At 51.8% G+C, this 706-nt stretch carries 1 rRNA gene; it reads right to left on the bottom strand.

Annotated features, from left to right (window positions below):
- Positions 1 to 706: ribosomal RNA gene (locus ACFOZY_RS07115) — 23S ribosomal RNA — on the bottom strand; the annotation flags it as partial.

Here is a 706-nt window from a genome sequence, read left to right as displayed (position 1 = left end):
CTTCAACGCCCTTGGAACGCTCTCCTACCACTGACACCAATGGTGTCAATCCACAGCTTCGGTGTATCGTTTAGCCCCGGTACATTTTCGGCGCAGCGTCACTCGACCAGTGAGCTATTACGCACTCTTTAAATGATGGCTGCTTCTAAGCCAACATCCTGGTTGTCTAAGCAACGCCACATCCTTTTCCACTTAACGATAACTTTGGGACCTTAGCTGGTGGTCTGGGCTGTTTCCCTCTTGACTACGGATCTTATCACTCGCAGTCTGACTCCCAAGTATAAATCTCTGGCATTCGGAGTTTGTCTGAATTCGGTAACCCGGGATGGGCCCCTAGTCCAAACAGTGCTCTACCTCCAGGATTCTCAATCTTGAGGCTAGCCCTAAAGCTATTTCGGAGAGAACCAGCTATCTCCAGGTTCGATTGGAATTTCACCGCTACCCACACCTCATCCCCGCACTTTTCAACGTGCGTGGGTTCGGGCCTCCAGTAAGTGTTACCTTACCTTCACCCTGGACATGGGTAGATCACCTGGTTTCGGGTCTACGACCCCATACTCATGCGCCCTATTCAGACTCGCTTTCGCTGCGGCTCCGCCTTCTCGGCTTAACCTCGCATGGAATCGTAACTCGCCGGTTCATTCTACAAAAGGCACGCCATCACCCATTAACGGGCTCTGACTACTTGTAGGCACACGGTTTCAGG

The organism is Chungangia koreensis (assembly GCF_042651785.1).
In the GTDB taxonomy this organism is placed as follows: Bacteria; Bacillota; Bacilli; order Bacillales_A; family Planococcaceae; genus Chungangia; species Chungangia koreensis.
Note: the sequence above shows the minus strand (reverse complement) of the source record. Positions and strands in the feature narration are given on the sequence as shown.